Source organism: Tardiphaga sp., assembly GCF_044336785.1.
GTDB lineage: Bacteria > Pseudomonadota > Alphaproteobacteria > Rhizobiales > Xanthobacteraceae > Tardiphaga.
In genome coordinates, this window is the sequence record NZ_JBIIOT010000172.1 from 1 (window position 1) to 5,169 (window position 5,169).

Sequence of the window (5,169 nt, forward strand, 5' to 3'; positions counted from 1 at the left end):
ACTCGTTTTCTTTTTCAATACGTCGCAAGGCTTCTTCTGCATTCTGAATGACTATCTGAAAGTCTCGTTCAGGATTGACGATTTCACGGAAATGAAGGGCTGATGCGATCAGTTTGCGGTGGTCTTCACCGAGTGGCATCTTGAACATCGCGTAGTATTCGTCGACGGAAGTGTTCACAAGAACCGCCATGTCTTCAGCATTCCAGCTTCTGTTGGCGTATATGTCGAGCAAAATCTCGTGAGGAGGGCGCTTCTTACTTCCTGTTGCTACCTTATCATTGCAGGCTTGACGAACATCAGGGTCGTCAATGTTAGTCCCGAAAACGTTGGCTCTTAGATTGAAGAAATTTGGATCAGACGATCTCTGATCCATGTAAAGCTTAATTATGCCAGACGCTTCGTTCTCATGTTTGAGACGTTTCAAGATTTTTACTGAGTGATTCAAGTCGCTCAACGAGATGAATTTCACATTATTTTCAAAGCCAGCTAAAAGCTCTGCTACAAATTCTTTCCCGTCATCATCGAATGAATTGTGGAATCGGTCCCACACTGCATTCCATTGCTTCGCGGCTTCTCCGTTCTTTAGTGCTTCAGCTGACAGGTCTGCGTATTTCTTAAGGGCTGCTTCGTCGAAATAGCCGTTCTTTATGCCGTCGTTAAGCAGAGCGTCGGCTTCGTCGACCTTCTCAAATCCGACCATCCTTAGCGAAGCTTCGACACGCTCTTCATCGCGGGTTCGGTCGGGCGAACTTCCATAAAGTCCCCGGCGATACCGGTTCATAATGAAGTCGACGACTTTTTCGTTGGGCACTTCAGCGTCAGGGCTCCCGTGTTCGGCGTAATGAGCCCAGCCAAGGACCGCTAACGATTGCATATGAGCGGATACAATCTTCGGATCGTATCCTTTGATTACGGGATATATCTGATGCACCACCCGTTCAATTTTCTTGATAACGCGAATGTTTGAAAGGCCGAGACCCAGACAGAACTCGCCGAGCTCTTTCCCAAATTCCTTGTTGTCGTCGAGTGCGATTTTGATGCACTCTTCCGAAGATGGGGAATAGACAAGAGACCGATCGATAACTTTCTCTTGGTATTTTTTCAGGACGTCTTTTTCGTCAAGTTGTTCGTCATTCAGGATGATGACGACCTTGCACTTACGCTGTTCAGTAAGTAACGAAACAAGACCGAGAATATCAATCGTTCGAAGGTCTTTGCCTTTTCGCTCAATATCATCGATGCAGATAAATTGCTCGCGAACCATCAGAAATGTGCTGGACTGTGCCAATTCGGAGGCTGTCTTTCCGGCAAGTGCTTCGAGCGTCTTAGGCCCGAGTGTCTTAATAAGATCGCTGATTCCGACACTCACGCTTTCCAAGTTTGCGCCTGTCGCGACGGCTTTGCCAGACGTCCGATTTTCAAAGATGGAATATTTCAATTGTTCGATCGTTGTCACGCCGAAAAGCGAGACATACGAATAGGTTGTGAGAGCCAGCTTATTGTTGAGAGCAACCTCCTTGAGAGCCTTCTTCCATGCGTATGTTTTTCCAACGCCCCAGCGCCCTCTGACGCAGATTACCTCTGGCGTTTTATCTTCCAGGAAACGGGTTAGTTCCTGTACGACTAATTCGGTAGGGGTGGGGCCTTTGTCCACGTCAGCCATGTCAGCCTTGATCGATTTTTAAATCAATTAATAGTAGTTGCGTTGATTGCGCAATCGCAAAAATTGTAGCGATGCTTCCGGCGGTGTGGCTAAATAAGTCGTCATCAAAGAAGGGGTGCTCCGGCTTACATTTTCTAGCTATCGGTCCTGCTATGTGACACTGGCGTTAGTCAGACTGGGGTTGGGATGATGCAAGAATTGACCGCCATTGCCGACGATATGGATCGCCTGCTTCCACTGTTTGTGAACGGCGGCAGTATGTCGGGACTGATCCTGCCGACCGAGCATTCGGCGACATTCAAAGCTCTTGCTGTCGAGGCGAAGTCGATCCTCGACGGCGAACTCCGCCACGCCAACGACTATTCGATGAACCTCATACACGCCATAAATTCAGGCGCAGGCGGCTTCACGGGCGGGCCGTCCTATGCGTCAGTCGAGGAGGCGTCGAAGATTGTCCGGGCTGGGGCTCGCGCCATCCAGCGCAAGCGCGCAACCCCTTCAGCGACACCACCGGGGGTGAAGCCCTATGTCGATCCCGCTCGCATAGTCGCGCTACAGCAGATCGGCGCGGGCAATTGGGATTTCACCCGCCTCGTCGAGCTTTGCCGGGAACTTAACGTCGCCGCCGCGAACCGCTGCCACATGTCCACAGCGATGCTCTTGCGGACGATCCTGGACCATGTGCCGCCCACACTTGGCTTCACCACGTTCGCGCAGGTCGCGGCCAACTATGCTGGCGGAAAGTCTTTCAAGGCCTCAATGCAACGCCTTGAGGGCTCTTCGCGTAATATCAGCGACATGCATCTTCACATGCCAATACGCTCGCGCGAGACTCTGCCCTCGGCTGTGCAGGTCGATTTTGCTGCCGACCTAGATGTCTTGCTCGGCGAAGTAATCCGTTTGTCTCAGGGCGCGTAGATCGGATCTACACCTTGTATTTTGTCATCTTCTTAGCCTCCTGATATTGGATGGGGTGAGTTGTCGTGTTGTGAGCGAAGTTCCGTCTGTCCAGTCGATCGTGGACAAGTGCACAATGTAAGTTATTGATATGGTTTATAAAATCTCAAAGTTCGCCACTGCGCCGATGATGGAATGGACTGACCGGCATAACCGGGTGTTCCATCGTCTGCTGACGCGGCATGCGCTGCTTTATACGGAGATGGTGACGACGCCCGCGGTCATTCACGGCGATCGCCAGCGGCTGCTCGGCTTCGATGCCGTCGAACATCCCGTGGCGCTACAGCTCGGTGGCTCCGATCCGGACAAGCTGGCCGAAGCGGCGCGGATCGGCGCCGGTTTCGGTTATGACGAAATCAACATCAATGTCGGCTGTCCGTCGGACCGCGTGAAGGAAGGGCGCTTCGGTGCGTGCCTGATGGCGGAGCCCGATCTCGTCGCGCGCTGTGTCGCTGCGATGAAGGCGGCGGTGGATGTGCCCGTGACAGTGAAGTGCCGCATCGGTATCGACGATCAGGATGAGGAAGTGGCACTCGATGTGCTGGCCAAAGCGGTGGTCGCGGCCGGTGCCGATGCGCTGATCGTGCATGCGCGCAAGGCGTGGCTGAACGGTCTGTCGCCGAAGGAAAATCGCACCATCCCGCCGCTGAACTACGATCGCGTCTATCGGCTGAAGGCGACGATGCCGGATGTGCCGATCGCCATCAATGGCGGCATTCCCGGTATCGCGGAGGCCAAGGAGCATCTCGCGCATGTGGATGGCGCGATGCTCGGCCGCGCGGCGTATCAGGAGCCGTGGCGCCTGCTTGCCGTCGATCCCGAAATTTTTGGCGAACCGGCGCAGCACGCGACGATGAAGGATGTGATGGAGGCGATGATGCCATACATCGCCGATCAGCTTGCGCAGGGCACACGGCTGCATTCGATCACCCGACACTTTGTCGGCGCGTTTCATGCGGTGCGTGGCGCGCGCGCGTTTCGGCGCCATCTGGCTGAATATGGCGTGAAGCACGGCGCCGGGATCGACGTGCTGCGCGATGCGATTGCGCTGGTGGAGGACGAGCCTGCGGTGTCGGAAGCGGCCTGACGCTCAGCCCTCATCCTGAAGAGCGCGCAGTTGCGCGCATCTCGAAGGATGGTGGCACGCTCCGGCGCCCAGCCAGCTCATGGTTCGTGACGGCGCTGCGCGCCTCCTCACCATGAGGGGGCGGAGTTCACGGATAGCCGTGCAGCTTCAGGCCATCGGCGCGGACTTCCCAGCTTTCCAGACGATCGAGAAAGCTCATGCCGAGCAGATTGGTCTTGATCTGCCCGCGCTGCACGACGAGGGCAGGGACTGAGCGCTCCACCAGCTTGCCGACGGCGAGCCGGTCCAGGGTCAGCCGCGCCGCCTTGGTGCGGCCGGCTGCGGTTTCCACATCGACATTGTAGGTCAGCAACTCGATGGGCAGGCCGATGCTCTTGGCGGTCTCCCAGGACAGCACCACCGATGTGGCGCCAGTGTCGATCACCATCGGGGCATTGACGCCGTTGATCATCGCCTGCAGAGCGAATTCGCCGCCATTGCTGCGCGGTACATCGACAGTGCGTCGCGGCGGCGGAACCTGCTTGCGCAGGATTTCGGTGACGAGCGTGCCGGCGCGGGAGATCTGCTGGGGGTCACCATAAGCGAGCGCCGCACCTGCGGTGGCGACGATGACGATGACCAGAAGGACGACGCGCGTCATGCGGCGCCTCCGGTCGTCATCCTGTTCAGGTTGTCGCGGGCCGTGGCTTGCGCGCGTAGGTCGATGGCGGCGCGAAGCCGGCGTCGGTCATGCGGGTTTCCAGCGTCGCCATGATGCTGAGGCGTTCCGCGCTCTCCATGCGGCCCCAGCGCGCGATCTCCGGCAGCGTGCGTCCGCATCCCAAGCAGAGCTTGGCTTTGGGATCGATAACGCAGATGGCGACGCACGGTGTTTCTTTGTTCATCCATCGATATTTGAGCGGTTCGGCCCGCTTGCGCAAGCTGTGATCTCACAAGCCGGTTCCCGCATTCATGATGGGCTTGTTGCGGGGACGTCGTTTCTCGTCGGTGATCTCGTAATCCGGCTGCAGCGGCGGCGCGTCGTCGGTGACGGGCGCCAGCGCCGACATCACGCGTTCCGGCGGGAAGGTGATGATCACCTCGGTGCCGATGCGCAGCTTGGATTTCAGCGTGAAGGTGCCGCCATGCATGTCGACCAGGCTCTTGGCGATGGGCAGGCCGAGGCCGGCGCCTTGCTCGGCTGACTTGATCGAGTTCGAGCCCTGGCCGAACGAGGCCAGCACGATGGGGATCTCGTCTTCGGCGATGCCCGAGCCGGTATCCTTGCAGCTGAGATACTGGCCGCCCGAGGCGGTCCAGCCGACCTTGAGCCAGATCTCGCCGCCCTGCGGCGTGAACTTGATGGCGTTGGATAGCAGGTTGAGCACGATCTGCCGGCAGGCGCGCTCGTCACCCCAGACACGCGGCATGCCGTGCTCGAACACTTCATGGATGGTGATGCCGCGGCTGGTGGCGCGCAGCT

6 protein-coding genes are annotated in these 5,169 nt (G+C 57.2%); 2 read left to right on the top strand and 4 right to left on the bottom strand.

Going from position 1 to position 5,169, the window contains the following annotated elements:
- On the bottom strand, positions 1-1,663 hold a 1,663-nt coding region (locus ACIQ2A_RS25390; protein ID WP_398484747.1), incomplete at its 3' end, for a hypothetical protein.
- A gap of 189 nt (positions 1,664-1,852) precedes the next feature.
- Here ACIQ2A_RS25390 and ACIQ2A_RS25395 point away from each other — a divergent pair.
- Positions 1,853-2,581 carry a hypothetical protein gene (locus tag ACIQ2A_RS25395; RefSeq protein WP_398484758.1) on the top strand — a complete coding sequence of 243 codons (729 nt, stop codon included), beginning with the start codon at positions 1,853-1,855 and terminating at the stop codon, positions 2,579-2,581.
- Positions 2,582-2,711: 130 nt separating this feature from the next.
- The gene (gene dusA, locus ACIQ2A_RS25400; protein ID WP_398484750.1) at positions 2,712-3,707 is read left to right on the top strand and encodes a tRNA dihydrouridine(20/20a) synthase DusA; all 996 of its coding nucleotides are present in this window, start codon (positions 2,712-2,714) and stop codon (positions 3,705-3,707) included.
- A 127-nt stretch (positions 3,708-3,834) separates the two neighbouring features.
- Here the strand turns inward: dusA and ACIQ2A_RS25405 are convergent, their stop codons facing one another.
- From ACIQ2A_RS25405 to ACIQ2A_RS25415, 3 genes are all read right to left on the bottom strand, one after another.
- Positions 3,835-4,347, bottom strand: coding sequence for a TIGR02281 family clan AA aspartic protease (locus ACIQ2A_RS25405; protein ID WP_398484752.1), 513 nt, complete (start codon positions 4,345-4,347; stop codon positions 3,835-3,837).
- Between the two features lie 25 nt (positions 4,348-4,372).
- On the bottom strand, positions 4,373-4,591 hold the full coding sequence (locus ACIQ2A_RS25410; RefSeq protein WP_398484754.1) for a DUF1289 domain-containing protein: 219 nt from the start codon (positions 4,589-4,591) through the stop codon (positions 4,373-4,375).
- Between the two features lie 45 nt (positions 4,592-4,636).
- On the bottom strand, positions 4,637-5,169 hold a 533-nt coding region (locus ACIQ2A_RS25415), incomplete at its 5' end, for a sensor histidine kinase (RefSeq protein WP_398484756.1).

Coding starts and splice junctions, on each gene's coding strand:
- ACIQ2A_RS25395 (WP_398484758.1), top strand. CDS start 1,853: ATGCAAGAATTGACCGCCATTGCCGACGATATGGATCGCCTGCTTCCA.
- dusA (WP_398484750.1), top strand. CDS start 2,712: ATGGTTTATAAAATCTCAAAGTTCGCCACTGCGCCGATGATGGAATGG.
- ACIQ2A_RS25405 (WP_398484752.1), bottom strand. CDS start 4,347: ATGACGCGCGTCGTCCTTCTGGTCATCGTCATCGTCGCCACCGCAGGT.
- ACIQ2A_RS25410 (WP_398484754.1), bottom strand. CDS start 4,591: ATGAACAAAGAAACACCGTGCGTCGCCATCTGCGTTATCGATCCCAAA.